The 1,359-nt window shown below is 69.6% G+C and carries 1 protein-coding gene; it reads right to left on the bottom strand.

Going from position 1 to position 1,359, the window contains the following annotated elements:
* Positions 1-28: 28 nt before the first annotated feature.
* Complete coding sequence (locus Ssi02_RS38420) at positions 29-1,123, bottom strand: IS110 family RNA-guided transposase (protein WP_373870268.1); 1,095 nt, start codon at positions 1,121-1,123, stop codon at positions 29-31.
* Positions 1,124-1,359 lie beyond the last annotated feature (236 nt).

Genomic DNA, 1,359 nt, shown 5'->3' on the forward strand with positions numbered 1-1,359 from the left:
CTTGGATGCCCCTATGTTCGTCAAGTGGTCATACGGGACTGCGTCCATGATCTTTTGCTGCTGCCTTGACCAACCCGAAGATCTCACGGGCGACGTAACGTTTGAGACAGCGGATGACCTCACGGCGGGTCTTGCCCTCGGCCGTACGCCGCCGCAGGTACTCGCGAGTGCGATCGTCCCAGCGCAGCCGGGTGAGCACAATCCGGTACAACGCAGCGTTGGCCTGCCGATCGCCACCCCTGTTCAGCCGCCGGCGCTGGGACTTGCCGGAGGAGGCCTCCACCGGGCTTACCCCGCACAAAGCGGCGAAGGATCCCTCGCCGTCCAGCCGCTCGGGGTTGTCTCCGGCTGTGACCAGCAAGGCAGCGGCGGTGTCCGGGCCGACGCCCACACGCTCCAGCAGAGCGGGAGCGTGACGGCGGACCACGTCTTCCAGCAACTTCCCAACCGCGTCGATCTCCTGCGACAACGACTGGACGCGGGTGGCCAGCAGGCGCAGAACATAGACGGTGGCGCTGTCCACATCGGCGACGGGACCGGCGGCCAGCTCGGCGCAGCGGCGGATCAGGGTCTTGGGACCCAGACCGTCGAACGAGGCCCGCAACTCCGGACCGGCGACCACCAGCACCGCCCTGAGCTGGTTGATCGCCTGCGTTCTCGCCTTGACCGCCGATTCCTTGGCACGGCGCAGCAGCCTGGCGGTCTCGACCGGGCCGTCCCCGGACTTGGGGATGGCGGTGGCCCGCCCCGACAGCACCGCCCGGGCGGCGGCCTCGGCATCCACCTCGTCGGACTTGCCCCGGCGCCGCCGCATCGCCTTGTCGGGCTGGCCGACCTCGAAGACACTGATGTCCTCGGCGATCAGGACGCGGGCCAGGGCGGCTCCGTAGGAACCGGTGCACTCCACCCCGGCCCGGCGCAGCACGCCGAAGGACCGCGCCCAGGCCACAAGCTCCCGATAGCCGTCGGGGCAGGCGGGGAAGCTGCGGCTGCCCAGCGGGGCGCCCATCGCCGTCACGGCGGCGGCGACGTGGACGTCTTTGTGCGTGTCGACGCCCAGGATCACCTGTTCCGGGCTCGGGTCGGGGTGGAGGAGCGTGCTGGTGTGAGGCATGCTGGTCATCGTGGTCCGGCTCCTGCGTGGCGTGGGCGCTGGGCGGCTGTCGCCGGGGCGGCGGGAGCGGTCAGAACTGTGACGGTGCTTTGTTCGCGGCAAGGCCCCTATCGGGACACGCTCCGGCGCCTCGGTGACAGCGGGCACCGCTTCGAAGCTCCGGCCGACAGATCCAAGTCAGGACACCAGGGTCTGTTATCGCGCGGGTCAAGCCGAAGCTCGAAGCGGCACGCAATCATCCTCAC

It is taken from the genome of Sinosporangium siamense, assembly GCF_016863435.1.
Taxonomy (GTDB): domain Bacteria; phylum Actinomycetota; class Actinomycetes; order Streptosporangiales; family Streptosporangiaceae; genus Sinosporangium; species Sinosporangium siamense.

What these genes read in the sequence shown, in the direction of transcription:
- Ssi02_RS38420 (WP_373870268.1), bottom strand. Translation starts at nt 1,123, where the DNA reads ATGACCAGCATGCCTCACACCAGCACGCTCCTCCACCCCGACCCGAGC.